This window comes from Bacillus sp. RZ2MS9, from assembly GCF_001816185.2.
In the GTDB taxonomy this organism is placed as follows: Bacteria; Bacillota; Bacilli; order Bacillales; family Bacillaceae_G; genus Bacillus_A; species Bacillus_A cereus.
In genome coordinates this window covers 752,501-778,883 of sequence record NZ_CP049978.1, presented here as the reverse complement: position 1 = coordinate 778,883, position 26,383 = coordinate 752,501, and the positions used below count along the sequence as shown (strand labels likewise).

The window sequence follows — 26,383 nt, the reverse complement described above, 5'->3', positions numbered from 1 at the left end:
ACAAACTCTTTAAACACTTAAACATTCATACATTTTTAAAAAGTAACGTATAAGTAGCAATATAAAAAAGCTGCGGAGAAACTCTTCTCCGCAGCCTAATACTTATTTTTGCAAAAACGCCTTTAAATCTGCAAACTGTCTCTTTGCATCTTCATAGCCTTGCTCGTATAAATTTTGTAGTTTTGCTGTATCTTTTTCCATACGATCTACTTGAAGCGGCACTTCTGGGCGAATAACAAATAAATTGCCAGCTTGTTCTTCTTTTTCAATATAGTGAAGTGTTTCATTATACACTTCATAACGATTCAGCATCGTGTTAACAAGGTTCGGATATTTTTTATAAGCTTTCGCTGCAACCCATCCAAACCTTGATTTTTTCTTCGCGTAGCCATGATTTCTCGTTAAAATAACGACTGATTTTTTAAATCCATCCTCTTGCGCTTTACGAACTGGAATTGGATCAGAAATCCCGCCATCTAACAGTTGTTTACCGCGGTAATTTACTACCGGTGCAATGAAAGGCAATGAACTAGACGCTTGTAATAAATTTAGCGCATCATCATTCGTTCCTTCTTTTTCAAAATAAACAGATTGCCCTGTTTCACAATCCGTCGTTCCTACAAGGAAACGTTCCGGGCTATTAAAGTATGTTTCAAAATCAAACGGCACATACTTTTCTGGAATTTCATGAAAAATGAAATCCATATCAAATAGCTGACGTTTTCTCCATAAGTTTTTATACGATAAATATTTCGGATGTGATGCATAATCAATATTGACCGTTTTATTTCTATTTCTTTGTCTGGAAAGATACGACGCTGCATGACAAGCACCAGCTGATACACCGATTACATATGGAAAATATAAATCTTGTTCCATAAAGTATTCTAATATCCCGCCCGTGTACACACCACGCATACCGCCGCCTTCTAATACTAACCCCGTATTTTCAAGCATGTTACTCTCTCCTCTATATATATTGACTCTTTAATTATTCACCATGTTAAGTATCTTTTTCTATTATATATGAGTTCTTTCAGAAATTATATTTAAAAGACTTGAAAAAAAGGAGTTTTTTCTTCCAATTATATTTCCAAATGATTGGAGACATCCTTTATAAACCTTTGAATAAAGTCTTGCTCTTCTTTCGTATATCCATCTAAAAGTAACAACCACTTTTCTTCAGCTTGCTTATGCAATTTTTCATGAGCTTTATATATTTCATTCCCACTTTCCGTTAAGCGGAAGAAGATTTCTTTTTGATTATCTAACATTTGCATCTTCTCAACGAATTGCTTTTGAAACAACTTTGTACAAATTTTAGAGATTGCTCCCTTCGTCATGCCCATTTCTGTCGTAATTGCCGTTACATTCATCAAACCATTTTTTCCGATACATTCGATTACATGTAACTCAGATAAAGACATACTACTTACACCTGTCTCACGAAGAAACTTCTCGTTTTGTCGTTTTAAATGTTCTTCTTTTTTATGCAAAAGTGTACGAATGTCCGACAGTATTTCCATTTGCTTCGTTGCATGCTTCAATCCGTTCGCCTCCTAAGTTTCCGAAGAAACAATTTAACTATATACCATTTTAAAATTATTTTTTCATCTTTACAAGTGAGAAAATCATGTTAAAATAAATTTAGTTTCCTAGGAAACTAAATTACAAGGGGGTTAACAAGATGAAAAAATCTAAACTAAATTTCATTTTATATGTTATCTGTATTAGTGCCTTATTCGGTTCCTTCGCTCAAAATATTTACACACCTATCTTACCGATGATTCAAAATTCTTTTCATACTTCTCTTTATCTTGTAAATGTAACAGTTTCACTTTTTACATTCGTTCTTGCGATTATGCAGCTCATATATGGCCCTTTAATTGATACAAAAGGGAGAAAATCTGTCCTTATTCCTAGTTTAATTATTAGTACGATTGCTTCAATCGGATGTGCTTTTTCGGCAAACATTTATTTATTTCTCTTTTTTAGAGCTGTTCAAGCTATAGGAATAGCGGCTATACCTGTAGTTTCAGCAACGATTATCGGCGATTTATTTGAAGGAAAAGAACGCGGAGAAGCGATGAGCCTATACCAAATGTTACTTGCCCTCGCACCTGCAATGGCTCCTCTCATAGGTGGTTATCTTGGCAGTATAAATGGTCACTTATCTGTATTTCTCTTTTTATCTACACTTGGCATTATCTTATTAATGATAAACATTTCACTACTTCCAGAAACAAAGCCAAATGTAATTAAGCAGTCTAAAGCACAAAAGAATTACTCTCTTATCTTAAAAAATAAAACTGGATTTTCTATTACTCTTATTGGCTTCATTCAATTTTGTATTTACTTTTGCTTTCTCGTTTTTTTACCGAGTATTTTAACAAATTCATTTCATTTAACTGTAAATAAAATTGGTCTTATGTTTGTACCAATGTCTCTTTCTATCATGCTAGGAAGTTTTTGCTACAAGTTTTTGCAAAAACGCCTCACAACAAAGCAAGCTTTATTTATTACGAGTTTCTTCAATATTATATGTGTCGTTTTATTCTCTTTCACATATAGCATCAATATCCCCTTCATCATTATCGTTACATCTTTGTACGGTTTTAGTATGGGACTTTCTATGCCAACTCACACTACTTTATTAACAGAAGAATTCGTACAAGAACGTGCAACAGCTATCGGTATATACAACTTCATCCGCTATCTTGGTATGGGTACAGGGCCACTTATAGGTGGATTTCTTTTATTTAACCAAAATTACTTTTGGATTTTCTTCCTAGGCGCAATTATGTTTTTACTTGTAATCTTATATGCAATGAAAATGCTAAGTTTTCATGCTGTACAAAAATTAAAATAGAGCCCCCAAAATGTCGGCTCTATTTTACCCTCTTTGATCCGCAACAATATGAATATCAATATACTTTGTTTGTCTCATAATTTCATTTACAATAGAGCCTTTTCGTATTTCTTCCCACCTTGTTCTTGCAGATTGTCCAAGTAAAATTTGCGTCACTTGTAATCTTCTTGCGACTTCAATAATAACATCCGCTGGTTTTCTCCCTTTCGCCTCTTCTAATACAAAACTCGCATCAAATTGATTGGTTAACGATTTCCACTCTTCAATCGTCTGCTTTTTTCCAGCTGAAATAGAATCTATATTTTCCCTCTCAACGTTTAATACGTACAATTCAGCATTTAATCGATCAGCCATGCGCCATCCCCGTCTTATTAATTTCTCCGCTGTTGAACTGTATTGTACACAAACGAGAATTTTTTCTTTTACGCCAATTGGTTCTATTACTGTTTGGCTAATTTTCTCGTCCATATCATCGGCAACTTCTCGAAGTGATAATTCCCTAAGTGCTCCTAAATTATTAAGTGTAAAGAAGTTTTGTAAGCTTTGCTGAATTTTTTTTTCTTTATATATCTTTCCGTCTATTAGTCTCTTCCTTAATACCTCAGGCGTTGCATCAACGAGCTGAATTTCATTTGCTTTTTGTAAAATAAAATCTGGAATTCGTTCTCTTACTTTTACATTCGTAATTTGAGCTACAATATCATGAACACTTTCTAAATGTTGAATATTAAAAGCTGATAATACCGATATACCAGCCTCTAACAATTCCTGCACATCCATATAACGTTTCTTATGTTTAGAACCAGGAACATTACTATGAGCAAGTTCATCCACTACGACTACTTGCGGCGCGCGTTTTTTTATTCCTTCCACATCAAGCTCATAAAATACCTTTCCTTTATACTGTATTTCTTTCAAAGGAACTTTTTCTAAATCAGCAATTGCTTCTTCCGTCTCTTTTCTTCCATGCGTTTCAATTAAACCAATTACAATATCAATTCCATCTTTTTTCATTTCCCTTGCATCAAAGAGCATTTTATAACTTTTTCCTACGCCTGGAGCTGCTCCTACATATAGCTTTAACTTTCCCCGATTTTGCTGACGAATATATTCTAAATATTCCTCTGGCGTTCGCCTTTGAAACTTCGGTTCATAATCATCTGCATACAAAATAAACACTACCTTTCATTCGAAACAACGCTACCTCAATCCTTTAGATTGAGGTAGCACTGTTGCTATTTTATTAATTTCTGTAACTCTAAATTTAATTTTAAGACGTTCACACGATCTTCTCCAAACAAGCCGAGTGCAGCGCCTTCCGTTTGATCCTTAATCAATTGATTAAGTTTTTCTTTCGGAATATTCGTTAATTTTGAGATGCGATCCACCTGCACCGAGGCCGCCTTTGGACTAATATCAGGATCAAGCCCTGAACCTGAATTTGTCACTAAGTCTATCGGTACTTCTGTAACTGGAACAGCTGGATTTTTTTCCTTCCAGTCCGCAATACTTTTCTCTACTCGCTTTGCTAAATCTGGATTAGATGGTGCATAGTTATTTGAACCAGATGCTTCAGCCTTATATTCAATACTAGAAACACGCCCTTGAAAATAACGTGGATCCGTGAAGTTTTGACCAATTAATTTAGAACCAATCACTTCATTTTTATCATTATATATTAGACTTCCATCCGCATTATCCTTCATCACTGCTTGTGCAATACCAGTAACAATAAGTGGATATACAAGTCCACACAACACTAGAAATGTAAAAGTAATACGGATAATTGGTGATAGTATACTTTGTTTCTTTTCCATCTTTTTCCCCTCTTCCTTATATGAACAAGCCGACAATCATATCAATTACTTTAATTCCAATGAACGGAACGATAACTCCGCCAAGCCCATAAATAAGTAAGTTTCGGCTAAGCAATGCATTAGAACTCATCGGTTTATATGCAATACCTTTCATCGCTAACGGAATGAGTAATGGAATAATAACAGCGTTAAATATTAATGCTGATAAAATCGCTGACAGTGGTGATGTTAATTTCATAATGTTCAATGCTTCCATTTGCGGAATCGCAAGTGTAAACATTGCTGGAATGATTGCAAAATATTTCGCTATATCATTCGCAATACTAAACGTCGTTAAAGCACCTCGCGTCATTAATAATTGCTTACCGATTCCTACAACCTCAATAATTTTCGTTGGATTCGAGTCTAGATCAATCATGTTGGCCGCTTCTTTCGCTGCTGTCGTACCACTGTTCATCGCTAATCCAACGTCGGCCTGCGCTAATGCCGGAGCATCATTTGTACCATCACCTGTCATCGCTACAAGTTTCCCTTTATCTTGCTCTGCTTTAATAACAGCAATTTTATCTTCCGGTTTACACTCAGCAACGAATTCATCTACTCCAGCTTCTTTTGCAATCGTTGCTGCCGTTAACGGATTATCACCTGTACACATAACCGTTTTAATCCCCATTTGGCGTAACTGTTCAAAACGCTCACGCATACCCGGTTTTACTGTATCCTTTAAATAAATTAAACCGTAAATACGATTATCTACTGCAACTACAAGTGGTGTTCCGCCCTCTTTTGAAATTAAGTCTGCTTTTTGATTTACATCTTTCGGAATTATTCCGCCTTGTGACTCAACCCATTCAATAACGGCACCTACAGCACCTTTTCTCACTTTCGTTCCGTCTTGTAAATCAACACCACTCATTCTCGTTTCTGCTTTAAACGGAACAAACTCACCTTGTTCTGCAAGTTCTCTATTATATGATATAGATTTTCCCTGCACATACTCGATAACAGATCGACCTTCTGGTGTTTCATCTAAAACAGAACTAATAGCGGCCCACTTTCCAACTTGCTCAATCGTTTCATTTCCTACAGGTAATAATGTATGAGCCATTCGATTCCCAAAAGTAATCGTACCTGTTTTATCTAAAATAATTGTATTAATATCGCCCGCAGCTTCTACTGCTTTCCCTGACATCGCTAACACGTTAAACTTTGTCACACGGTCCATCCCAGCAATACCAATTGCCGATAATAGCCCACCAATTGTCGTTGGAATTAAACAAACTAATAATGCAACTAGCACAGCAGTATCAATTTGAAACCCTAAATAATTTGTAAAAATCGGCAACGTCACAACGACGATCAAGAAAATAAGAGTTAAGCTCGTTAATACTGTATTTAAAGCAATCTCATTCGGCGTTTTTTGACGAGCAGCTCCTTCTACTAAAGAAATCATTTTGTCTATAAATGATTCACCAGGATTACTCGTAATGACAATTGTAATTTCATCACTTACGACCATCGTTCCACCTGTTACGGAACAAAAATCACCGCCTGCTTCTTTTATAACAGGAGCTGATTCCCCTGTAATTGCAGATTCATCTACAGATGCTAATCCTTTGATTACTTCGCCATCATTCGGAATCATTTCTCCTTGTTTTACGATAACAACGTCACCCTTTCTAAGATCAGTTGCTGAAACTTGGACAATGTCTCCATTTTCTTTTACTACATTTGCAAACACATCTTTCTTCGACTGCTTTAAAGAATCGGCTTGCGCTTTACCACGACCTTCTGCTAATGCTTCTGCAAAATTCGCAAATAAAACTGTAAATAATAGAATGAGAGAAACTGTTATATTAAACCAACCTGGTATACTACTAGAACTACTTGGAAGAAAAGATAAAATGAACGTAATGATAAATCCAATTTCCACAACGAACATAATCGGATTCTTTATCATGACTTTCGGATTCAATTTCGCAATGGATTGCTTCATCGCATGTGTTACGATATCACGATCCATCGTTTTCGCTTGTCTAACTTCATCTTCTACAGCATGTATTTGTGACTCATTTAATTGTTTTTCTTTTACTACTACCGGTCTCATCATTTACCCTCCATTACTTCAATGTAAGAAATTCTGCAATTGGTCCGAGTACTAACATCGGGAAGAATGTTAATGCACCAACAATTACAATTGTTCCGATGAAGATGCCACCAAATAAACTATTATCTGTACGGAACGTTCCGACTGTTTCTGGCACTACCGTTTTTTCTTTCAACGAAGCTGCCACAGCTAGCATCGTAATTAAACTGAAGTAACGTCCTAAAAACATAACTAAACCAGTCGTAATATTCCAAAACGGTGTATTATCTCCTAATCCTTCAAATCCAGATCCGTTATTCGCAGCTGACGATGTATATTCATATACAACTTGCGTTAAACCATGAAAACCGGAATGAGAGATAGCATCCGTCCCTAAATTTGTTGAAAGAGCTAATGCCGAAAATCCTAAAATGAGCAATGGATGAAATAAAATCGTGACCGCGATTAATTTCATTTCCTTACCTTCAATCTTTTTACCTAAAAACTCTGGTGTCCGTCCAACCATTAACCCAGATATAAACACCGCGATAATTGCATACATAATAATGTTTACAAAGCCTGCTCCAACGCCGCCATACACTGTATTTAACATCATATTTACAAGTGGAACTAGACCGCCAATTGGTGTTAACGTATCATGCATCGTATTAACAGCCCCAGTTTCAGCAGCTGTCGTTACTGTTGCGTATAGTGAAGAAAATACTGTTCCAAATCGTACTTCTTTCCCTTCTGTACTTCCTTGTACATGTTCGATACTCATTCCATTTAATGCCGGGTTCCCGTTTAGTTCAGATGTCGTAATCGTTATAAACCCTAGTAAAAATACCATAAATAGTGACACGAAAAGGATGCGACCTTGTTTTTTATTTCCTACCATTCGTCCGTACGTAAATGGAAGTGCTGTTGGTAATAACATCATAAGCATCATTTGCAAAATATTACTCATTTGTCCTGGATTTTCAAAAGGATGCGTAGAGTTTGCTCCGAAAAATCCACCGCCGTTATTTCCAAGTTCCTTAATGGAAACGAATGATGCAACTGGTCCACGTAATATACTTTGCTTTGCACCTTCAATCGTTTGTGCTGTAACCGCTCCATCTAACGTTTGCGGTACGCCAAGTGCGACAAAAACTAGTGCCGCAATAAATGCGATAGGAAGAAACACTCTCGTTAACGCTCTCGTAAAATCAACGAAAAAGTTACCAAGTTCTTTTCCAGCAAGTCCTCTTATAAAAGCCATAACGAGCGCCAATGTCGTTGCTGGTGCCGCAAACATTAAAAATGTAATCCCGATTAATTGTGATAAATAGGATAAACCATTTTCACCGCTATAATGCTGTAAGTTTGTATCAGCCATAAAACTAATCGCTGTATTAAAAGCGAGCGTAGGCTCCATCCCTTCAATATGCGCTGGATTTAGCGGCAACACACCTTGTAATCTGAAAATGAAATATACAATAACAATCATAAATCCGTTGAGTAAAACTAATGATAATGCGTACTGTTTCCACGTTTGATTGTATTCTTTTACACCCGTAATTTTAAAAATAAGTTTTTCAAAAGGCCCGAATACTTTATCTAGCATTTTGCTACCTTGAAAAGCTTTTTCTAAATAAATCCCCATTGGCTTTGCTACTAAAATAAACAAGAGCATTGTAATAATGACTGCAACCCAAATCATAATGAATGATTCCCCCTAATTAAAACTTCTCTGGATTTAATAATGCATACACTAAATACACTGTAATTGCTGCGACAATAACCGATAAGACAATCATCATGATTGCTTTCCTTCTTTCACAACTTTATCTGACCAACTTGCAAGACTTGCCATTGATGCAACTAATAAAATAAAAATCCCGACCATTACAACATCTAACATAGCTATCCCTCGCTTTGTTTGTTAAATTTTACCATTTAAATGTTAAAAAAGAACACTGAGCTCTACTCAGTGTTCAAAAAATGAACAACAAAAAGTAAACCTCCTCTCTAAACGCTTACGAGGTTAGCTGTCGGATTCGGGCCTAAAGAGTAGCCCTACTTTCAAAACTGAAAGATTCACCCCAAGTGACGATGCACAAAATTGGTTCCCCCGCTCCATTTCTGGAACTCAGCGATTTTAGGTTTTTTTGGAAATTTTATGAATGATTTATGAGAGTAAATATACTCCTCTATATTTCACTTGTAAAGGGGTAAATTACTGAAAATAATAATATTTACATTCATTTAAACGCTTACATTGAAGATTATTACTATTATTTCATCTATTTTCTTTATTTCTCTTCTCTTTTCTTAAAAATGACCTTTTAAATATGAAATAAAAAGAGCGAATGAGATGAAGTGCATAGCTTGTTGCACTCAGCATTCGCTCTTTTTATTCAACCTTTATTCTCCTCGTAAAAATGCACGTAAATTTCTCCCGCGAATATAAACTTGTGTCAATTCTGCATGTAGCTGCTCATACTCGGTAATATCCACCTCTAAATACAAAGCATCTTTTGATGGTAATATAATATACGGCCCTGGAAAAAGGGGATCGATCTGAACCAATTCTTGAACTCGCTCTACCGATACTGCCCAACGATTTGCTATATCTCCAAGTAATAGTACCTTCATCATTTCTTCCCCCGCCCTATTCAAAAAATAAAAAAGAAATATTATCACAATTTGTAAACACGACAAACTTAGCTCCAATTGTTTCATAGAGCCTCGCTGGATATCGTTTATTCCTTGTAACAACAGTAATAGGTGCTTGAAAAGAAAAGCGAATGTGTTCTGTGAAAAAACTAACGATTGGAAGCTCATCCCCTAGTAAAATCACCTTCTTAATACACTCACAAATACTAGTAAAGTCCTGCTCCTTACTGCAGCTATAAGTCCAATCAAACCCACAATTCCTAACTTCAGCCGCTATCTCTTCATTTGCTGTAAAAATAATTAACTCATGTTGAAATGATACTAGATCTCTTAAACTATCTACCTTACTTTCTTCTCCAACACAAATAAGTGTTAGTTCCATGTACCTCATCCTCCTTAGTATAAAAGAAATCAAACATAGATTGATATTCCCCTATACTAATCAGATCGATGAAGTGATGTATCCATCATGGCACCGTCCTCTCTCAAGACGCTTACGAAGTTAGCTGTCGGATTCGGACTTTGAGAGTAGCCCTACTTTCAAACTTGAAAGATTCACCCCTAGTGCCTACGCACAAATTGGTTCCTCCGCTCCATATAATTGGACTCAGCGTTTACAAAAAAATGTATTCTGGCTGATATATTACTCCTGTATTTTGAAAAAGTAAACAGAAAAAAAGCCAGTTATAAAACTGGCTTTTCACTTACCTATGCACGCGTTCTATTCACTTTATATGCAAAATGATTCGTCGGTCCATGGCCACTACCAATATTCAATGGCTCTTCAATTGCTATACTAATAAATCGTTTTGCTTCTTGAACAGCATCTTGAATTGAGTATCCTTTCGCAAGTCCTGCTGTAACCGCTGAAGCAAATGTACACCCACTTCCATGCGTTTGCTTTGAAGGAATTCGCTCGCTTCTAAACTCAATAAATTCTTCTCCATCAAAGAGGAAATCAATTACTTCATTACCTTGATATTCTGCATGTCCGCCCTTCATAAGCACATATTTAGCACCTAATTCGTGCAATACTTTTGCAGCTTCCTTACTATCTTCAACATTATGAATCTCCATCCCAGTTAACACTTCTGCTTCTGGGACATTCGGTGTTATAACAGTTGCTACTGGTAATAAATATTCTTTTAATGCTTGAACTGCTTCTTGCTGTAATAATGATGCACCGCCTTTTGCAATCATAACGGGATCTAGCACAATATTATTCCAGCCAAACTTTTTAATTTGTTCTGCAACAATTTGAATTATTTCACTACTAAATAACATTCCTAGTTTCACTGCATCTGGTGTTAAATCCGTACCAATTGAATTCAACTGTTCTGTAATACCTTCTAACGGAACAGGATATACCCCTTGAACGCCAAGCGTGTTTTGAGCAGTAATCGCCGTAATAGCCGTCATTCCGTATACACCAAGCTCTTGGAATGTTTTTAAATCTGCCTGAATTCCAGCACCGCCGCCGCTATCAGACCCTGCAATTGTTAAAGCTTTATTCACTTTCATCCCACTCATCCTTTTCTATCCAAAATAGCGATGATAAATCGTTTTTGCTTCGCTTATATCTTTCGTTCCATGTACGAGCACACGGCCATCTTTAAAGGCGACTAACCTCTTGTCTTCAATAGAAAATGATAGTAAATATGGATTTATATTTAAATCATTCACACGACCTTCCAACAACTCTTTATATTGTTCAAAATTCATTTCCTCTTTATGAGGTGGTCTAATTTGAACTGTATTTCGCCCGCATAAAACTGCTGTTTTTGATGTGTTCTCTTTATTTAAATACGGATATAATGCATTCTCTCCGCATGAAGGACAATTATGCTGGCGAAGCTTTTGCACATTCATACATGAATACTCATTCTTCCACATATCAAACGATACAAGCCCATCTCGAAGTGATTCGTAATCTTCTACTAACAGTTTAAGAGCTTCTGTTACTTGATGAGAAACGACAAGAGATACAGCAGGTGATATAATACCCGCTGTATCACATGTTGCCCCGCCAAGCGGAATCGACTGTAATAAACATGATAAACATGGTGTTTTACTAGGAAGGATTGTGTAAGAAAGACCGTAACTACCTACACATGCACCGTAAATCCATGGAATAGAATATTTTTGTGCTATATCATTCACAATAAAGCGTGTTTCAAAATTATCAGTCGCATCAATAATTACATCAACATTTGTAACAAGTTCTTCTAGCTCTTCAGCTGTTACATCTTGAACGAGAGCTTCTATTGTTACATCACTATTAATCTCTTCTAAACGTTTTTTAGCCGCTATAGCTTTTGGAAGATTATTCTTTACGTCGCTCTCTGCATACAATTGTTGTCTTTGTAAATTACTCCAATCTACATAATCACGGTCAACAATTGTTATCTTGCCAACACCTGCTCTTACAAACATCTCTGCATTTGCACTACCTAATGCACCTGCACCGATAATAAGCACATGCTTTTCTCTTATCTTTTGCTGTCCTTCTTCTCCAATTGGAGAAAATAGTTCTTGGCGAGAATATCGATTATTCAACTACGCTCATTCCTTCTAAAGGACTACTTGCCGTTGCACAACGCTTGCGTGCAATACGACCTGCTTCAAATCCTAAACGACCTGCTTCAATACTTAATTTCATTGCTTGTGCCATTTTAATAGGATCTTTTGCTCCTGATACAGCTGTATTTAATAACACGCCATCTGCTCCTAATTCCATTGCAAATGCTGCATCAGCTGGGCTACCAATACCGGCATCAACGATAACTGGTACTGTTGCTTGTTCAATAATGAAGCTCAAATTTAATGGATTTACAATACCAAGTCCTGATCCGATTGGAGATGCTCCTGGCATAATCGCATGCACGCCAAGCTCTTGTAATTTACGTGCTAATACAACATCATCAGATGTATACGGAAGTACGATAAATCCTTCTTCCAGTAACATTTCAGATGCCTTTAACGTTTCTACCGGATCAGGTAATAACGTTCTATCATCACCAATAACTTCTACCTTTATCATGTCACAAAGCCCAGAGGCTTTTGCTAATTTTGCAATACGAACAGCCTCTTCAGCGTTTTTTGCTCCTGCTGTATTTGGTAATAACGTATATTTTTTCACATCAAGTTTCTCTAATAAATTAGGTTGCTTTGCATCAAAGATATCCATACGACGTACTGCAAACGTTAAAATTTCAGCTTCAGAAACGTCAATTGCCTTTTGCTGTACGTCAAAATCAGGGAATTTACCTGTTCCTAATAAAAGTCTAGAATGAAATGAAAATGGTCCAATGTTTAACATAATCAACCGCCTCCTACGAAAGTTACAATCTCAATTTGGTCTCCATCAAAAACAGATGTATCTGTATGATCATCTTTTTGTAAAATATCTTTATTACGCTCTACTACAACAATTCTGTTATCTAACTCTAAATGTGTAAGTAGCTCAGCTACTGTTTTTACACTCGCTGGCACTTCAATTTGGTTACCATTAATTTTTAAATTCAAACTTCCATCCCCTTTCTAAACGCTTCTAGAAAGCAATGAATCTAGCAAATGATTCTCTTGCTTTCCTTCTATTAAATCGGCCATATATTGACCAGAAATAGGACTTAATAAAATACCGTTTCGATAATGGCCCGTGCAAGCATATAAACCTTTTATTTCTTCATGCTCTCCCATATAAGGAGCTTCATGATTCGATTGTGGTCGTAATCCTGCCCACGTGCTTTCCCATTCTGCTTCTTTTAAAGCTGGCAATATTGTATAAGCACGCTCTAATATAGAAGTTATACTTTCTGGCTGCACAGTTTTATTGAACGTATGTGGCTTCATTGTTGCCCCAATTACGTAACGTCCACCGCGCTTTGGAGTAATGTAAAATCTTTCTTGAAAAATAGGTGCTTTTAAAAGTTGTTTTCTACTTCTTACCGCAACCACTTCTCCTTTAACTGGATATGTACCCCAATCACGGTGAAAATAACCTAGTAACTTCGTGCTCCATGAACCACCTGCAATAACGACTTTCTCACATGTGACAATACCTTCACTTGTAATAACTCCAGTCACTTTATTATTTTCAATACGGATATCAAATACTTCTGCCTGTTCATATATATCAGCACCGGAAATTGCCGCAGAATGTGCGAATGCTTTCGTAAGCTCTGGTGCAATAACATGACCGTCTTTCGGATAATATACTGCTCCTATAATAGATTCGGATAGATATGGCTCTTTTTCCCGCACATGGTCTCCCGTTAGAAAATAAGAATCTTCACCTGTTTTCTGCTGCCAATCCATAATGTGAAGAATTCTTTCCTTCTCATCTGCATTTTGAGCAATACGATAAATTCCTTTTTCTTCATATCCAATATCAATACCCGTCTTTTCACGTAAAACTGCTGCAAGTTGTGGAAATATAGCACGGCTTTCTCTAGCAAGGTCAAATAGCGGGTCATATTCATCCCATTCTGCCTGAACACCAAGTAAACCAGCGGCTGCTTTCGAGGCTTCAGATGCAATCTGTTGCTTCTCTACAATCGCTACTTTATGTCCTCTTTCTGCTAGAAAATGTGCAACTGAACTGCCAATTACACCACCACCAATAATCGCTACATCATACTTCTCACACATGTTTTTCCGCCCACTTTCTTATTGATTCCTTATAAGATTTCGCTTTGCTATACGGGTTACTACTACTTACAATTCCAGACATAACTGCTATACCACTTACACCGTTAGTAAGAACATCCACTGTGTTTTGTGGGGTAATTCCTCCAATTGCTGTAATCGGTATAGATAAACACCTTGCAATGTCTGAAATTTCTTCAAGCCCTCTCGCTGGCACACCTTTTTTACAATCTGTCGGAAATACATGGCCATAAACGAGTGAATCCGCTCCATTTTTAAAAGCTACTATTGCTTCATCTAGCGAATGCACAGAATAACCGACATGCAAATACGAAAACTTTTCTTTCACTGACTTTACATCTGTACTTCGATATCCTAGTTGAACACGAGGTATATTTAATAAAATTGCAATATCAATTCGATCGTTTATGACAATTTTAGAAGCCGGAAAGCCCTCCATTAATAGACTTTCCACACCTTCATATAATTCCTTCGTACTCTTCTCACGCTCACGAATATGCAAATAATCAATCTCACTCTCAATTTGCATCGCTACATTCACTAACTCTTCGAATGGCATATGGCCATTTGAGATTACGTGGAGCTCATTTTTCATATTCATTCGCCTACTTTAAAATATTTTCGAATAGTTCATCGGCTGGGACGGTTTCTTTCGTCATTCCTTTGTTCTTCAGCCACTTATTTTGTTTCTCCCAAGATTCTTTTGAATCTGATAAGAATGGCTCATCTTTCGTTTCCATCTTCTCTAATAAAATTTTCATACTTTCCTTTTCAACTTCTGGCACAAGTGGGAAGTTTTCTTTTTCTTGATGATTTAATAAAATATTCAATGCTTCATCTGGGTTTTTCTTCATGAAATCATAGCCCTTTTTCGTACCACGTAAGAAAGCTTGCAACGCTTCTTTATCTTTTTTCAACGTTTTATCACCTGTTACAAACACAAGCTCATGGTAGTTTGGTACTCCGTAATCAGCTGGATTAAAGTACGCTGGTTCATGGCCTTCATGACGCATAACAGGTACTTCATGGTTAATGTATGCCCCTGTTACCGCATCTACTTTCTTCGTAATTAATGCTGGTACTAAATCAAATCCAACATCAACTACTTTCACTGTATCAGGATTACCACCAGCTTCTTTTACCATCGTTTTTAAATACATCTCACTTAAAGGTGTTCCAGAGTATCCTACTGTTTTTCCTTCTAAATCTTTCGGTGATTGAATGCCCGCTGATTTCAGTGATACAACATGATTTAATGGTGAACGTACGACAGCTCCAATTGATTTCACTGGAATTTGCTCATTCGCTCTCGCCATAACAACATCTGGCTGATAATACAAGCCAACTGTTACCTTCCCTGCTGCTGCCAGCGTTAATGGATCAGTCGGATTAGAAGGGAATTTAATATTTACCTTTACACCTTCTTCTTTAAAGTATCCTTTTTCAATTGCTGCATAGATAAAGCTATGTACCGCATTTGGATACCAATCTAACATGACTGTTATTTCTTTCTCTTTTTTACTTTTGTCTGATGCTGAATTACTCGAACATCCTGCAATTATTGCAATTAATAATGTAAACACAAAGATGCGCTTTAAAAATTTCATGAATACTTCCTCCAACTAATGAATTTCTTTTCTAATATGGAAATAATTACGACGAAGAAAATAGCTAATAATGATAACAATACAATAGGTGCAAATACGCCAGCTCCATCTAACTGCGTCATCATTCTCTTACTGAAATATCCAAGCCCAGCTTGTGCACCGAGCCATTCTCCAATTGCTGCTCCGATAACACTAAGCGGAACTGCAATTTTTAAAGCTGAGAAAAAATAAGGAAGAGCAGACGGCAACTTTAATTTAAGAAAAATATCTCTTTTTGTTGCTCCATATGTAACTAAGAGCTCCTCCCATTCTTTTTTCGTACTACGCAGTCCATCATACGTATTGACCGCAATTGGGAAAAACGTAATTAAAACTGTGACAACAACCTTACTCCAAATTGTGTATCCAAACCATAAAACAAATAGCGGAGCAAGCGCAGTAATCGGAATCGTTTGTGAAGCAACTAATAATGGATAAAATGCTCTCTCCATCCATGTACTCGCATTCATTAACATCGCTAGCCCTACACCTAATACGATAGAGATAACAACACCTATTAAAACGACGTATAAAGTTGCAGGTAAATGAACTGTAAATAATATGTCTTTTAGTTTCCATATCTTCATTACAATCGCAGAAGGTGACGGTAAAATGTACATCTCATCTACAATTCTTGCTCCTATTTCCCACACAGCTAGTAAAATACTAGAAAGTGTAATAGCAGGAACTAATTCTTTCAATCGGTTCATCACACAAGTACCTGCCTTTGTAACATACTAAGAAGCTCATCTTTCAGCGCTAATACTTCCGGTTTATATAAATCTTTTCGTGTTCTGTTATGATCAAGCGGTACAGTCCGCTCAGTCAAAGTCGTTATCGGCTGCTGTTCCACTACTAAAACTCGGTTTGAAAGAAATAACGCTTCTTCAACATCATGAGTAATGAATAAAATTGTTTTTTCCCACTCTTGCCATTGTTCAAACAACCATTCTTGCAAAGAGGTCTTCGTTAAAGCATCCAACGCACTAAATGGTTCATCTAACAGCAATATTTCCCCGCCTGTTAATAAAGTTCGAATAAAAGATACACGTTGTCTCATACCACCAGATAAATCTTTCGGATATTTTTTCTCATACCCTTGCAAACCAAATTTATGTAACAGTTCCTTTGCCTTTACTTGTGCTTCTTTCTTCTGTACACCTTGGCACTCTAGCGGCAGGGCAGCATTCTCAATAATTGTTCTCCACGGCAAAAGCATATCTTTTTGCGGCATATATCCTACAGGATGGTGCTTTGTTTCTGTCAGTTCTATCTGTCCAGTACTTACCTTTTCTAGACCTGTAATAAGGCGAAATAAAGTACTTTTCCCACATCCACTCGGTCCGATAATACTGACAAACTCTTTCTCATGTATAGAAGCATTTAATTCATGGATGATTGGTTTCTCATCGTAATGAAAAGAAACATTATGAAACTGTAGTATGTTCTTGCTCCTCAAATCCCCACATCTCCTTACGATAGGACATATCCCAGAATAAATATTCAAATCGACTGGAATATAAGAAAATCTCCTCTAATCTTTCTAGTTCTGTCTCAGACTTTCCCACTGCCATTTCATTTAATAAATCTATTAACCAAATACACAGATTACCGTATTCTTCCGAACTATATCCTTGAATCCACTCACCAAAAAACTCATGATCTCTTGCTCCAGGAATATCATTTAAACGCTTTCCAATTTCCCAATAGCTCCACATACATGGAAGAAGCGCTGCTATTAATTCCGCAAGTGTGCCATTTTGAGATACAGACATCATGTAATTTGTATAAGCTAAATTTTTAGCAGATGGTTTCGCAGACTCTATCTCCTCTATAGAAATTCCAAGTCTTTTTGCATATTGTTTATGGATTGTCATTTCGCCATTTAATATTCCATCAATTTGTTCAGCGAACTTTCCCATTACTTGTGGATTCGTTGCTTTTACAACACCAATCGCATATAACTTTGCATAATCTAGCAGATATAAATAATCTTGAATAATATAATACTGGAATTTATCTTTTTCTAACGTGCCATCTCCCATACCTACTACAAACGGATGATTATGACTCATCTCCCAAACCGGTTGCACAGTTTCTAATAATCTATCGCAAAATTTCATTTCTCTATCCCCTTTCAATATATGTATCTAAATAAAAAACCACTTCTATATATAAGAAGTGGTTACAGCAAATAAAGTTATACATTTATTCGATGTTCCACTTCCCTTCGCTAGTATTACCTAGATCAGGTGTTGTAAGGGTTAAGGATTATTCCTCTCTCAGCAAATCAAGCACCCCTAGTGGTTTCAATATGAAATTTTCAAATAAAAAAGCCCCGTTTCTATACGCAAAGAAACGGGGACTCATTGTTAGTGTCCGAATTGCTTCCCTACGCTAGCATAATCTAGATCAGGTAATAAAAAGGATCAAAGGCTTACGGCCTACTCTCAGCTGGCAACACCAGCTCTCCTAGCAAACTATAAAATTATCACTGTCAGTATAACACCCTAATAAGACATCATCAACTTTTTTAATTTTCTTAATTATTAACAGAATATCAAATTTATACAATACATACATTCTATTTTAGAAAATAAAACCCCAATTAATTGCATAAGAAGGAATCATTATCCTCAAAAAATTTATTTTTATATTGATTTCATATTACATTTATGTGAATACACCCACTATATTATATCTTTATACTATAATAAAATTACAACTATACAACTAGAGGAGGTCTCTATTCCATGAATATGAAAGCTACTGCTTTAACAGCAACTACTGTAGCGATTGCTTCTTTACTTCCTTCTATGGGTGAAACAAATGTACAAAAAGCAAACGCTGAACAATTATCTAATATTAAAACTGGGTATGTCAAAGTCGATCAAGTAGCATTACATACAGAAGATAACGTAAAAAGCACATCAATTGATACAATTCGCTTTAATACAAAAGTGAACATCCTTGAAACAACTAATGAGTGGTATAAAGTATCTGTTCATAATAAAGTAGGTTATGTACAAAAAGATGCTATTTTACTAAAAAACAAACTTCATTCTAATGATCAATACATCGTTAATGCTAATGCATTAAACGTTCGCTCTGAACCTAATTTAGAATCTTCCATTTTAGATGTATTACCAAATGGCAAGTTTATTACCGTTCAAGAAGATCAAGGCGAATGGTATAAAATATCGCATAATGGCCAAACAGGTTACGTACAAAAAGCATTCATCTCTAATGGTTCACAACCCTTAGTAAAAGGAATCACCGTTCAAAATAATACAAAATATACTGTTGCAACACCTAATCTAAATGTACGTAGCAACGCTAGTACAAGTAGCGCTCTACTCGGTTCATTACAAAACGGTACACAAGTACAAGTAGTAGAAACTGTAGGAACTTGGTATAAAATTCGTTTTGGCACAGGATACGGATATGTAGCAAAACACTATGTAGTACAAAATCAACCACAAGCTAAAACAGATCAACCTTCATCAATTCCAGCTGCTTTCAAATTCCCTGCTCAAGGAAGAATTAGCTCAACCTTTGATATACGCTGGGAACAAATGCATTATGGTATAGATATTGCCGCTCCAGGAAACGTCTCTATCCAAGCTGCTGCTGCAGGTAAAGTTGTGAAATCTTATTATTCAGCTAGCTATGGCAATGTTGTTTTCATTGCACATCAAATCAATGGGAAATTATATACAACTGTTTATGCTCATATGAAGGATCGCACTGTACAAGCTGGTGATCAAGTACAAACTGGACAATTAATAGGTCATATGGGAAACACAGGTCATTCATACGGGCAGCATCTTCATTTTGAATTACATAATGGAGAATGGAATTTTGAAAAAACAAATGCAGTAAATCCACTGCCATATTTAGTTAGGTAAATTGTATGCCACGCAATATACCTCTTATAATTGAATACGTAGCCTTTTTAGGTTTAATCTGTTGTTTAATCATTTACAATACAAACATTGTATTTTTATCTATTATTATTGCTTTTGTTGCATTAGAAATTATGATGGAATCATTTCAAGTGCAACTAAAACAAAAAATTGCCCATATTTATAATGCTATTTTTCTTTTGAGTGCTCTCATAACAAATATAATTAGTAATGGCTTTTATTTATCTACTGTATTTCCAGTATTCTTTATGGCTGTTTTATTATTTGTAGCTAGATATATTAATGTCCCTTATAACCAAAAACAAAAACAAGAACAAGAAGCTTAGAAAGAGGAGACACTGTGTACCAATCTTTCAAAGATACTCCAATAAAATACATATTGAATTTGTATAAGAAAGCCAATACTTTTTTTGGTATACAAGGAAGTTATACTGAACAACTTCTCCTATATGGAATGTTTTTTCTTGTCTTAATCACTTTCTCCTTGTTTTACTAACAAAAAAGGATCTCACATAAACTGGAGATCCTTTTTAATTTATATTAATTTTTCATATCGAAAATATTGTTTATCCACAAGCATATTTTTCATAAATAAAGCTCAGATTATATTTTTTCTCTAAGCTCATTCGTTGTTCGTCATCGCACCAATAGAAAAGAATATCATGAATCGTTGCGTAACGCTTATTTTTAAGAAATAGCCTAAAGAATGATGGTAAACAATCATGTAATTGTATAAATATATAATTGCGTAGTGTTTCTTCTTTATATTCAATGCCCTTACAAATATACAGTAATTCTTCACAATAATATGCATGCTGTGGAACTTGTATCATTTCGAAAAATGGCACATAAGATAGTAGCTTTCCAATAAAATGACCATATCGATCCATTACTCCTATCGTCATATGCTCCATCATTTCTTTCATCACATATAAATAATCATCTACATGTGTTGTCTTTAATGGGTCTAAGCGATCGGAAATTTGAGATAATACAGCTCTTTGACATGCTAAAACTGCCTGACTAGGTCCATAATATGATAGGAAATCTGTACACTTACGATATTTCCGTAATAAATCATGTGTATACAAATCATATACAAAAGTATTACAATACATTGCTAAACTCATCATATCACTATTTAATTGCTCTTTTGATAATGATTTCGCTCTCTTGCACATATAAAAGAATGTAAATTCCAATACTTCTTTATGAGATAATAAATGTTTACAATCGGTTATACACTTCTCATTAAATTTAACTCTATCCCAAATTTCAATATCCCTATCTGTCAATTCACCTATACGATATTTAATAATTAAATAATTTAAAGCAACTGATTGCGTCAAAAGATCCCATGTTTCATATTCCAATGAAGTATGAACAAACTCAGCTAATCCTTGCGCTATCATAAAATCATTTGCCTCTTCATACCAACCAATCTCTTGGCATAAGCGAAGAATACGCACTAAAGTTGGAATTTCATCTTTATGAAACTGCGGTAATTTCTTTGCTTTATTCATGCCATATACGATAAATGCCGCTAAATTTTCTTCTTTATAAAATTCTTTCTCTTTCCATACTAATATAGTTCGTTCTTTCCCCTCACCTTTTGGGTGACAAGGTACAAGCAAAGAAAATAATTCAGCGAAATTATTTGGTTCTATATATGTATCTGTAACCAAATTCCAATTTGGATCGCCCTGTACAGCCTTCATATAATTCCCCTTCCCTTTTCATCTATGTAGGAAATATTAATTTATTATCGCACCACTAAAAATTAATATTGTTATATTCAAAATCTATCATAATACTTATATCTATCAGTATATCATCTTTTCTCTTATTAAAAATTAAGAATAACAAATTTTAAAAAAATGTCGAAATTATTAACCGTATCCTTATTATATAATGTCTCAGATACATCACGCTAACATATTAGTTTAATCCATATATGCTAGAATAATGTATCTGAAATTTATATATAATTTAGCTCTTTATGAGTGACCATTAAACTCTCGGTTAATTAAAGTTTCAATTTACTCTGTACGCTCTGAGATTTCACTCAAGGCAAATCCAGCTTGATCATCTGCTGATTCCCTTATAGCTAAATCTCCTAGTGCTAACATGCCAATAAGTTGACCACTATCAACTACTGGTAATCGTCTAATTTGATGCTGTGCCATTAGCTCTGTAGCTTTTTCAATAGAATCATTTGGAGAAACTGAGATAATATTTGTTGTCATTACATTTGTAATTTTATTAGATCCAGGATGTTTTTCAGCAATCCCTCGAACGACTAAATCACGATCAGTAACAAGCCCAACAACTTGCTCATTTTCAACAACAGGAATTAATCCAACTGATTCTTCCTTCATTTTAACAGCTGCCTCATATACATTGTCTAGCGGTGTACAATGTACAATATGGGTACTCATTAAGTCTCTAACTCGTGTCATTATTTATTTCCTCCTTTTTATACATACCATAGCTTTTCCAAAATTCCTTTATTTATTTCTGGAAAGTAACGTAATAAAAAGGATTAACAAAATAAAAAAGAGCCAGCATAATGCTGACTCTTTTTTGTATGACCCGTACGGGATTCGAACCCGTGTTACCGCCGTGAAAGGGCGGTGTCTTAACCACTTGACCAACGGGCCATGGCTCCGCAGGTAGGACTCGAACCTACGACCGATCGGTTAACAGCCGATAGCTCTACCACTGAGCTACTGCGGAATAATATATGGTGGGCCTAAATGGACTCGAACCATCGACCTCACGCTTATCAGGCGTGCGCTCTAACCAGCTGAGCTATAGGCCCATATACTTTACAGGGGCAGTAGGAATCGAACCCACACTGGAGGTTTTGGAGACCTCAGTTCTACCTTTAAACTATGCCCCTAAATGATGCCGGCTAGAGGACTTGAACCCCCAACCTACTGATTACAAGTCAGTTGCTCTACCAATTGAGCTAAGCCGGCATAAAAAAATGGTGGCTCGGGACGGAATCGAACCGCCGACACGAGGATTTTCAGTCCTCTGCTCTACCGACTGAGCTACCGAGCCAACATAAATGGCGGTCCCGACCGGGGTCGAACCGGCGATCTCCTGCGTGACAGGCAGGCATGTTAACCACTACACCACGGGACCATTTGGTTGCGGGGACAGGATTTGAACCTGCGACCTTCGGGTTATGAGCCCGACGAGCTACCGTGCTGCTCCACCCCGCGACAATATAAATTTTAAAAAAATGGAGGAGGTAGAGGGATTCGAACCCCCGCGCGACTCTCGCCGCCTGTCGGTTTTCAAGACCGATCCCTTCAGCCGAACTTGGGTATACCTCCATGAAGGAAAAAATAAATATTTTATTATTATATGTCTAAACCATTAAAGAAAAAATGGAGGAGGTAGAGGGATTCGAACCCCCGCGCGATTCTCACCGCCTGTCGGTTTTCAAGACCGATCCCTTCAGCCGAACTTGGGTATACCTCCGAGACATATATTAAATAAAGTGGAGCCTAGCGGGATCGAACCGCTGACCTCCTGCGTGCAAGGCAGGCGCTCTCCCAGCTGAGCTAAGGCCCCATGTTTTTTGGGAATATCGGGAAGACAGGATTTGAACCTGCGACCCCCTGGTCCCAAACCAGGTGCTCTACCAAGCTGAGCCACTTCCCGTTAATAAAAGCGCGCCCGAGAGGAGTCGAACCCCTAACCTCTTGATCCGTAGTCAAACGCTCTATCCAATTGAGCTACGGGCGCATATGGTGCCGAGGGCGGGGGTCGAACCCGCACGGTGGTCACCCACCGCAGGATTTTAAGTCCTGTGCGTCTGCCTGTTCCGCCACCCCGGCATGTCATATTGAAAATTGGAGCGGAAGACGGGATTCGAACCCGCGACCCCAACCTTGGCAAGGTTGTATTCTACCACTGAACTACTTCCGCAAGACATGTATGAGTTATTTTATTAAAAGTGCGGGTGAAGGGAGTCGAACCCCCACGCCAAAGGCGCTAGATCCTAAGTCTAGTGCGTCTGCCAATTCCGCCACACCCGCATATTTCATTAAAATGGTGAGCCATGAAGGACTCGAACCTTCGACCCTCTGATTAAAAGTCAGATGCTCTACCAACTGAGCTAATGGCTCTTAATGGCTGGGCTAGCTGGATTCGAACCAGCGCATGACGGAGTCAAAGTCCGTTGCCTTACCGCTTGGCTATAGCCCATTAATTAAGAATGGTGGAGGGGGGCAGATTCGAACTGCCGAACCCGAAGGAGCGGATTTACAGTCCGCCGCGTTTAGCCACTTCGCTACCCCTCCGACATATATGGTGGAGGATGACGGGATCGAACCGCCGACCCCCTGCTTGTAAGGCAGGTGCTCTCCCAGCTGAGCTAATCCTCCATTTTGCCTGGCAACGTCCTACTCTCACAGGGACAAGGTCCCAACTACCATCGGCGCTAGAGAGCTTAACTTCCGTGTTCGGTATGGGAACGGGTGTGACCTCTCTGCCATCATTACCAGACTGTATTCATTTAAGACAAGAATCATTTTAACTTATTTAACTTTTAAAGTCAACAAGTTTTTTATATTCTTTCAAAACTAGATAACATTGCTTCATATTATATGGTTAAGTCCTCGATCTATTAGTATTCGTCAGCTCCACATGTCACCATGCTTCCACCTCGAACCTATCAACCTGATCATCTTTCAGGGATCTTACTAGCTTACGCTATGGGAAATCTCATCTTGAGGGGGGCTTCATGCTTAGATGCTTTCAGCACTTATCCCTTCCGCACATAGCTACCCAGCTATGCCCTTGGCAGAACAACTGGTACACCAGCGGTGCGTCCATCCCGGTCCTCTCGTACTAAGGACAGCTCCTCTCAAATTTCCTACGCCCACGACGGATAGGGACCGAACTGTCTCACGACGTTCTGAACCCAGCTCGCGTACCGCTTTAATGGGCGAACAGCCCAACCCTTGGGACCGACTACAGCCCCAGGATGCGATGAGCCGACATCGAGGTGCCAAACCTCCCCGTCGATGTGGACTCTTGGGGGAGATAAGCCTGTTATCCCCGGGGTAGCTTTTATCCGTTGAGCGATGGCCCTTCCATGCGGAACCACCGGATCACTAAGCCCGACTTTCGTCCCTGCTCGACTTGTAGGTCTCGCAGTCAAGCTCCCTTATGCCTTTGCACTCTACGAATGATTTCCAACCATTCTGAGGGAACCTTTGGGCGCCTCCGTTACACTTTAGGAGGCGACCGCCCCAGTCAAACTGCCCACCTGACACTGTCTCCCGGGTCGATAAGACCCGTAGGTTAGAATTTCAATACAGTCAGGGCGGTATCCCACCAGCGCCTCCACCGAAGCTAGCGCTCCGGTTTCAATGGCTCCCGCCTATCCTGTACAAACTGTACCAAAATTCAATATCAGGCTACAGTAAAGCTCCACGGGGTCTTTCCGTCCTGTCGCGGGTAACCTGCATCTTCACAGGTACTATAATTTCACCGAGTCTCTGGTTGAGACAGTGCCCAAATCGTTACACCTTTCGTGCGGGTCGGAACTTACCCGACAAGGAATTTCGCTACCTTAGGACCGTTATAGTTACGGCCGCCGTTTACTGGGGCTTCAGTTCAGAGCTTCGCTTACGCTAACCCCTCTCCTTAACCTTCCAGCACCGGGCAGGTGTCACCCCCTATACTTCGCCTTACGGCTTCGCAGAGAGCTGTGTTTTTGCTAAACAGTCGCTTGGGCCTATTCACTGCGGCTTTCCGTTAAGAAAGCACCCCTTCTCCCGAAGTTACGGGGTCATTTTGCCGAGTTCCTTAACCAGAGTTCTCTCGCACACCTTAGGATTCTCTCCTCGCCTACCTGTGTCGGTTTGCGGTACAGGCACCTTTTATCTCGCTAGAAGCTTTTCTTGGCAGCGGGGAATCAAAGACTTCGCTCCATAAGGAGCTTCCCCATCACAGCTCAGCCTTTATGATAAGCGGATTTGCCTACTTATCAGCCTAACTGCTTGGACGTGCACAACCAATCGCACGCTTCTTCTATCCTTCTGCGTCCCTCCATTGCTCAAACGATAAAGAGGTGGTACAGGAATATCAACCTGTTGTCCATCGCCTACGCCTGTCGGCCTCGGCTTAGGTCCTGACTAACCCTGAGCGGACGAGCCTTCCTCAGGAAACCTTAGGCATTCGGTGGACGGGATTCTCACCCGTCTTTCGCTACTCATACCGGCATTCTCACTTCTAAGCACTCCACCAGTCCTTACGGTCTGACTTCACTGTCCTTAGAACGCTCCCCTACCACTGATACCATTGGTATCAATCCGCAGCTTCGGTGGTGTATTTAGCCCCGGTACATTTTCGGCGCAGAGTCACTCGACTAGTGAGCTATTACGCACTCTTTAAATGGTGGCTGCTTCTAAGCCAACATCCTAGTTGTCTAAGCAACTCCACATCCTTTTCCACTTAATACACACTTTGGGACCTTAGCTGGCGGTCTGGGCTGTTTCCCTTTTGACTACGGATCTTATCACTCGCAGTCTGACTCCTAAGGATAAGTCATTGGCATTCGGAGTTTGACTGAATTCGGTAATCCGATGAGGACCCCTAGTCCAATCAGTGCTCTACCTCCAAGACTCTTACACTTAAGGCTAGCCCTAAAGCTATTTCGGGGAGAACCAGCTATCTCCAGGTTCGATTGG

General features: G+C 38.1%; 25 protein-coding genes, 20 tRNA genes, 2 rRNA genes and 4 riboswitches (1 of these 51 only partly in view). Of the genes, 3 read left to right on the top strand and 44 right to left on the bottom strand.

Annotated elements, in window-relative coordinates; all coding sequences use genetic code 11:
• Positions 1-102 precede the first annotated feature (102 nt).
• Positions 103-957, bottom strand: coding sequence for a patatin-like phospholipase family protein (locus BHV55_RS03990; protein ID WP_000892691.1), 855 nt, complete (start codon positions 955-957; stop codon positions 103-105).
• A 128-nt stretch (positions 958-1,085) separates the two neighbouring features.
• Positions 1,086-1,547, bottom strand: a complete 462-nt coding sequence (locus BHV55_RS03985) for a MarR family transcriptional regulator (RefSeq protein ID WP_000679679.1) — start codon at positions 1,545-1,547, stop codon at positions 1,086-1,088.
• A 140-nt stretch (positions 1,548-1,687) separates the two neighbouring features.
• On the opposite strand from BHV55_RS03985, the gene BHV55_RS03980 reads away from it, so the two are divergent.
• Positions 1,688-2,869, top strand: coding sequence for an MFS transporter (locus tag BHV55_RS03980; protein ID WP_000748710.1), 1,182 nt, complete (start codon positions 1,688-1,690; stop codon positions 2,867-2,869).
• A 24-nt stretch (positions 2,870-2,893) separates the two neighbouring features.
• Here BHV55_RS03980 and kdpDN read toward each other — a convergent pair whose 3' ends face one another.
• From kdpDN to tenA, 18 genes are all read right to left on the bottom strand, one after another.
• Complete coding sequence (gene kdpDN, locus BHV55_RS03975) at positions 2,894-4,048, bottom strand: KdpD-like non-kinase potassium sensor (protein ID WP_083320171.1); 1,155 nt, start codon at positions 4,046-4,048, stop codon at positions 2,894-2,896.
• Positions 4,049-4,104: 56 nt separating this feature from the next.
• Positions 4,105-4,686: a K(+)-transporting ATPase subunit C gene (kdpC, locus tag BHV55_RS03970; RefSeq protein ID WP_000412595.1), complete on the bottom strand. Its 582-nt coding sequence runs from the start codon at positions 4,684-4,686 to the stop codon at positions 4,105-4,107.
• 16 nt (positions 4,687-4,702) lie between these two features.
• Positions 4,703-6,793 (bottom strand): potassium-transporting ATPase subunit KdpB, encoded by a 2,091-nt coding sequence (gene kdpB, locus BHV55_RS03965; protein WP_070757371.1) that lies wholly within the window; start codon positions 6,791-6,793, stop codon positions 4,703-4,705.
• Positions 6,794-6,806: 13 nt separating this feature from the next.
• Positions 6,807-8,474 (bottom strand): potassium-transporting ATPase subunit KdpA, encoded by a 1,668-nt coding sequence (kdpA, locus tag BHV55_RS03960; protein ID WP_000638319.1) that lies wholly within the window; start codon positions 8,472-8,474, stop codon positions 6,807-6,809.
• Positions 8,475-8,493: 19 nt separating this feature from the next.
• Positions 8,494-8,571, bottom strand: coding sequence for a K(+)-transporting ATPase subunit F (kdpF, locus tag BHV55_RS03955; protein WP_223153441.1), 78 nt, complete (start codon positions 8,569-8,571; stop codon positions 8,494-8,496).
• Positions 8,571-8,675 (bottom strand): SipW-dependent-type signal peptide-containing protein, encoded by a 105-nt coding sequence (locus tag BHV55_RS03950; protein WP_000887894.1) that lies wholly within the window; start codon positions 8,673-8,675, stop codon positions 8,571-8,573. Before BHV55_RS03950 ends, kdpF begins: the two co-directional genes overlap by 1 nt.
• A 98-nt stretch (positions 8,676-8,773) precedes the next feature.
• Positions 8,774-8,919, bottom strand: a riboswitch (cyclic di-AMP (ydaO/yuaA leader).
• Between the two features lie 259 nt (positions 8,920-9,178).
• The gene (locus tag BHV55_RS03945) at positions 9,179-9,412 is read right to left on the bottom strand and encodes a hypothetical protein (protein WP_001985933.1); all 234 of its coding nucleotides are present in this window, start codon (positions 9,410-9,412) and stop codon (positions 9,179-9,181) included.
• A 13-nt stretch (positions 9,413-9,425) separates the two neighbouring features.
• On the bottom strand, positions 9,426-9,812 hold the full coding sequence (locus BHV55_RS03940; RefSeq protein WP_000424067.1) for a hypothetical protein: 387 nt from the start codon (positions 9,810-9,812) through the stop codon (positions 9,426-9,428).
• Positions 9,813-9,905: 93 nt separating this feature from the next.
• Positions 9,906-10,053, bottom strand: a riboswitch (cyclic di-AMP (ydaO/yuaA leader).
• An 85-nt stretch (positions 10,054-10,138) separates the two neighbouring features.
• Entirely contained in the window at positions 10,139-10,951 is an 813-nt protein-coding gene (gene thiD / locus BHV55_RS03935) for a bifunctional hydroxymethylpyrimidine kinase/phosphomethylpyrimidine kinase (protein WP_000867377.1), read from the bottom strand.
• A gap of 15 nt (positions 10,952-10,966) precedes the next feature.
• Positions 10,967-11,986 (bottom strand): thiazole biosynthesis adenylyltransferase ThiF, encoded by a 1,020-nt coding sequence (thiF, locus tag BHV55_RS03930; RefSeq protein ID WP_001065422.1) that lies wholly within the window; start codon positions 11,984-11,986, stop codon positions 10,967-10,969.
• The gene (gene thiG, locus BHV55_RS03925) at positions 11,979-12,749 is read right to left on the bottom strand and encodes a thiazole synthase (RefSeq protein WP_000931981.1); all 771 of its coding nucleotides are present in this window, start codon (positions 12,747-12,749) and stop codon (positions 11,979-11,981) included. The genes thiF and thiG overlap by 8 nt, the downstream gene beginning before the upstream one ends.
• 2 nt (positions 12,750-12,751) lie before the next feature.
• Positions 12,752-12,955, bottom strand: coding sequence for a sulfur carrier protein ThiS (thiS, locus tag BHV55_RS03920; RefSeq protein ID WP_001049502.1), 204 nt, complete (start codon positions 12,953-12,955; stop codon positions 12,752-12,754).
• A gap of 15 nt (positions 12,956-12,970) precedes the next feature.
• Positions 12,971-14,080, bottom strand: coding sequence for a glycine oxidase ThiO (gene thiO, locus BHV55_RS03915; RefSeq protein WP_000333299.1), 1,110 nt, complete (start codon positions 14,078-14,080; stop codon positions 12,971-12,973).
• On the bottom strand, positions 14,073-14,693 hold the full coding sequence (gene tenI / locus BHV55_RS03910) for a thiazole tautomerase TenI (protein WP_000787171.1): 621 nt from the start codon (positions 14,691-14,693) through the stop codon (positions 14,073-14,075). Before tenI ends, thiO begins: the two co-directional genes overlap by 8 nt.
• A gap of 10 nt (positions 14,694-14,703) precedes the next feature.
• Complete coding sequence (locus BHV55_RS03905; protein ID WP_000670417.1) at positions 14,704-15,705, bottom strand: ABC transporter substrate-binding protein; 1,002 nt, start codon at positions 15,703-15,705, stop codon at positions 14,704-14,706.
• The gene (locus BHV55_RS03900; protein WP_001080856.1) at positions 15,702-16,454 is read right to left on the bottom strand and encodes an ABC transporter permease; all 753 of its coding nucleotides are present in this window, start codon (positions 16,452-16,454) and stop codon (positions 15,702-15,704) included. Before BHV55_RS03900 ends, BHV55_RS03905 begins: the two co-directional genes overlap by 4 nt.
• On the bottom strand, positions 16,454-17,203 hold the full coding sequence (locus BHV55_RS03895; protein ID WP_001256793.1) for an ABC transporter ATP-binding protein: 750 nt from the start codon (positions 17,201-17,203) through the stop codon (positions 16,454-16,456). The genes BHV55_RS03900 and BHV55_RS03895 overlap by 1 nt, the downstream gene beginning before the upstream one ends.
• Positions 17,172-17,867, bottom strand: coding sequence for a thiaminase II (tenA, locus tag BHV55_RS03890; protein WP_000666828.1), 696 nt, complete (start codon positions 17,865-17,867; stop codon positions 17,172-17,174). The genes BHV55_RS03895 and tenA overlap by 32 nt, the downstream gene beginning before the upstream one ends.
• A gap of 85 nt (positions 17,868-17,952) precedes the next feature.
• Positions 17,953-18,056: riboswitch (TPP riboswitch) on the bottom strand.
• A 60-nt stretch (positions 18,057-18,116) separates the two neighbouring features.
• A riboswitch (TPP riboswitch) is annotated at positions 18,117-18,228 on the bottom strand.
• A 269-nt stretch (positions 18,229-18,497) separates the two neighbouring features.
• Between tenA and BHV55_RS03885 the strand changes: the two genes are divergently transcribed.
• Positions 18,498-19,652 (top strand): SH3 domain-containing protein, encoded by a 1,155-nt coding sequence (locus BHV55_RS03885; RefSeq protein WP_001056031.1) that lies wholly within the window; start codon positions 18,498-18,500, stop codon positions 19,650-19,652.
• A gap of 5 nt (positions 19,653-19,657) precedes the next feature.
• On the top strand, positions 19,658-19,996 hold the full coding sequence (locus tag BHV55_RS03880) for a hypothetical protein (protein ID WP_001137824.1): 339 nt from the start codon (positions 19,658-19,660) through the stop codon (positions 19,994-19,996).
• A 240-nt stretch (positions 19,997-20,236) separates the two neighbouring features.
• Here BHV55_RS03880 and BHV55_RS03875 read toward each other — a convergent pair whose 3' ends face one another.
• The 24 genes from BHV55_RS03875 to BHV55_RS03760 all read right to left on the bottom strand — a co-directional run.
• Positions 20,237-21,388 (bottom strand): DUF3965 domain-containing protein, encoded by a 1,152-nt coding sequence (locus tag BHV55_RS03875; protein WP_000648912.1) that lies wholly within the window; start codon positions 21,386-21,388, stop codon positions 20,237-20,239.
• Between the two features lie 321 nt (positions 21,389-21,709).
• Positions 21,710-22,129: a CBS domain-containing protein gene (locus tag BHV55_RS03870; RefSeq protein WP_000199011.1), complete on the bottom strand. Its 420-nt coding sequence runs from the start codon at positions 22,127-22,129 to the stop codon at positions 21,710-21,712.
• 129 nt (positions 22,130-22,258) lie between these two features.
• Positions 22,259-22,330, bottom strand: a tRNA-Glu gene (locus BHV55_RS03865).
• Position 22,331: 1 nt separating this feature from the next.
• Positions 22,332-22,406 (bottom strand) — tRNA-Asn (locus tag BHV55_RS03860).
• Positions 22,407-22,414: 8 nt separating this feature from the next.
• Positions 22,415-22,491: transfer RNA gene (locus BHV55_RS03855), tRNA-Ile, on the bottom strand.
• A gap of 10 nt (positions 22,492-22,501) precedes the next feature.
• Positions 22,502-22,572: transfer RNA gene (locus BHV55_RS03850), tRNA-Trp, on the bottom strand.
• Between the two features lie 6 nt (positions 22,573-22,578).
• Positions 22,579-22,651 (bottom strand) — tRNA-Thr (locus BHV55_RS03845).
• Positions 22,652-22,660: 9 nt separating this feature from the next.
• Positions 22,661-22,736 (bottom strand) — tRNA-Phe (locus BHV55_RS03840).
• 8 nt (positions 22,737-22,744) lie between these two features.
• Positions 22,745-22,820 (bottom strand) — tRNA-Asp (locus BHV55_RS03835).
• A gap of 3 nt (positions 22,821-22,823) precedes the next feature.
• Positions 22,824-22,900 (bottom strand) — tRNA-Met (locus BHV55_RS03830).
• 21 nt (positions 22,901-22,921) lie between these two features.
• A tRNA-Ser gene (locus tag BHV55_RS03825) sits at positions 22,922-23,014 on the bottom strand.
• Positions 23,015-23,069: 55 nt separating this feature from the next.
• Positions 23,070-23,162: transfer RNA gene (locus BHV55_RS03820), tRNA-Ser, on the bottom strand.
• A 20-nt stretch (positions 23,163-23,182) separates the two neighbouring features.
• A tRNA-Ala gene (locus BHV55_RS03815) sits at positions 23,183-23,255 on the bottom strand.
• 16 nt (positions 23,256-23,271) lie between these two features.
• Positions 23,272-23,345, bottom strand: a tRNA-Pro gene (locus tag BHV55_RS03810).
• Between the two features lie 10 nt (positions 23,346-23,355).
• A tRNA-Arg gene (locus BHV55_RS03805) sits at positions 23,356-23,429 on the bottom strand.
• 3 nt (positions 23,430-23,432) lie between these two features.
• Positions 23,433-23,521 (bottom strand) — tRNA-Leu (locus BHV55_RS03800).
• A gap of 16 nt (positions 23,522-23,537) precedes the next feature.
• Positions 23,538-23,612: transfer RNA gene (locus BHV55_RS03795), tRNA-Gly, on the bottom strand.
• Positions 23,613-23,641: 29 nt separating this feature from the next.
• Positions 23,642-23,722 (bottom strand) — tRNA-Leu (locus BHV55_RS03790).
• Between the two features lie 14 nt (positions 23,723-23,736).
• Positions 23,737-23,812: transfer RNA gene (locus BHV55_RS03785), tRNA-Lys, on the bottom strand.
• Positions 23,813-23,816: 4 nt separating this feature from the next.
• Positions 23,817-23,891: transfer RNA gene (locus BHV55_RS03780), tRNA-Gln, on the bottom strand.
• A gap of 11 nt (positions 23,892-23,902) precedes the next feature.
• Positions 23,903-23,986: transfer RNA gene (locus tag BHV55_RS03775), tRNA-Tyr, on the bottom strand.
• A gap of 8 nt (positions 23,987-23,994) precedes the next feature.
• Positions 23,995-24,070 (bottom strand) — tRNA-Val (locus BHV55_RS03770).
• Between the two features lie 5 nt (positions 24,071-24,075).
• Positions 24,076-24,191: ribosomal RNA gene (rrf, locus tag BHV55_RS03765) — 5S ribosomal RNA — on the bottom strand.
• Positions 24,192-24,292: 101 nt separating this feature from the next.
• Positions 24,293-26,383, bottom strand: a 23S ribosomal RNA gene (locus BHV55_RS03760) (it continues 831 nt past the right edge of the window).

Bases quoted from the DNA above. Each gene is read 5' to 3' on its own strand.
- tenA (WP_000666828.1), bottom strand. From the start codon at position 17,867: ATGAAATTTTGCGATAGATTATTAGAAACTGTGCAACCGGTTTGGGAG.
- BHV55_RS03945 (WP_001985933.1), bottom strand. From the start codon at position 9,412: ATGATGAAGGTACTATTACTTGGAGATATAGCAAATCGTTGGGCAGTA.
- BHV55_RS03875 (WP_000648912.1), bottom strand. From the start codon at position 21,388: ATGAAGGCTGTACAGGGCGATCCAAATTGGAATTTGGTTACAGATACA.
- thiG (WP_000931981.1), bottom strand. From the start codon at position 12,749: ATGTTAAACATTGGACCATTTTCATTTCATTCTAGACTTTTATTAGGA.
- BHV55_RS03905 (WP_000670417.1), bottom strand. From the start codon at position 15,705: ATGAAATTTTTAAAGCGCATCTTTGTGTTTACATTATTAATTGCAATA.
- tenI (WP_000787171.1), bottom strand. From the start codon at position 14,693: ATGAAAAATGAGCTCCACGTAATCTCAAATGGCCATATGCCATTCGAA.
- thiO (WP_000333299.1), bottom strand. From the start codon at position 14,080: ATGTGTGAGAAGTATGATGTAGCGATTATTGGTGGTGGTGTAATTGGC.
- kdpF (WP_223153441.1), bottom strand. From the start codon at position 8,571: ATGATTGTCTTATCGGTTATTGTCGCAGCAATTACAGTGTATTTAGTG.
- thiD (WP_000867377.1), bottom strand. From the start codon at position 10,951: ATGAAAGTGAATAAAGCTTTAACAATTGCAGGGTCTGATAGCGGCGGC.
- BHV55_RS03885 (WP_001056031.1), top strand. From the start codon at position 18,498: ATGAATATGAAAGCTACTGCTTTAACAGCAACTACTGTAGCGATTGCT.
- BHV55_RS03990 (WP_000892691.1), bottom strand. From the start codon at position 957: ATGCTTGAAAATACGGGGTTAGTATTAGAAGGCGGCGGTATGCGTGGT.
- BHV55_RS03880 (WP_001137824.1), top strand. From the start codon at position 19,658: ATGCCACGCAATATACCTCTTATAATTGAATACGTAGCCTTTTTAGGT.
- BHV55_RS03940 (WP_000424067.1), bottom strand. From the start codon at position 9,812: ATGGAACTAACACTTATTTGTGTTGGAGAAGAAAGTAAGGTAGATAGT.
- BHV55_RS03950 (WP_000887894.1), bottom strand. From the start codon at position 8,675: ATGTTAGATGTTGTAATGGTCGGGATTTTTATTTTATTAGTTGCATCA.
- kdpB (WP_070757371.1), bottom strand. From the start codon at position 6,793: ATGAGACCGGTAGTAGTAAAAGAAAAACAATTAAATGAGTCACAAATA.
- BHV55_RS03980 (WP_000748710.1), top strand. From the start codon at position 1,688: ATGAAAAAATCTAAACTAAATTTCATTTTATATGTTATCTGTATTAGT.
- kdpC (WP_000412595.1), bottom strand. From the start codon at position 4,686: ATGGAAAAGAAACAAAGTATACTATCACCAATTATCCGTATTACTTTT.
- kdpA (WP_000638319.1), bottom strand. From the start codon at position 8,474: ATGATTTGGGTTGCAGTCATTATTACAATGCTCTTGTTTATTTTAGTA.
- BHV55_RS03900 (WP_001080856.1), bottom strand. From the start codon at position 16,454: ATGAACCGATTGAAAGAATTAGTTCCTGCTATTACACTTTCTAGTATT.
- BHV55_RS03870 (WP_000199011.1), bottom strand. From the start codon at position 22,129: ATGACACGAGTTAGAGACTTAATGAGTACCCATATTGTACATTGTACA.